We start from the raw sequence: 440 nt of genomic DNA on the forward strand, positions 1-440 counted from the left end.
CTGGTAGTAGCAGGAGATGTTACCAATCCTCAGGTGATGGCTTTATATGAGAAAAGCGGAGTCGATATTATCAATGCTTATGGTCCTACAGAAAGTACGGTATGTGCAACATTGCACCATTACCATCAAGATCATAACCCGGTTAATATTGGCGGACCTATTGGAAATATGACCGTTTATGTATTGGATAATCATTTCCGTCCTGTTCCTGTTGGAGCCATAGGAGAGCTTTACATTGGAGGAGCAGGAATAGCGAGAGGCTATCTGAACAGAGCTGAGCTTACGGAAGAGCGCTTTATGGCAAATCCATTCCAGACCACCGAGCAGCAGGCAAGAGGAGAAAACGGACGTTTGTACAAAACGGGAGATTTAGTACGCTGGTTATCGAATGGCGAATTGGAATATATTGGCAGAAATGACTTCCAGGTTAAGATCAGAGG

The 440-nt window shown here is 44.3% G+C and carries 1 protein-coding gene; it reads left to right on the forward strand.

What is annotated here, in order from left to right:
- On the forward strand, positions 1-440 hold a 440-nt coding region (locus tag AC4IF5_RS20415; protein WP_490737790.1), incomplete at both ends, for an AMP-binding protein.

Source organism: Chryseobacterium sp. UF-290, assembly GCF_058245615.1.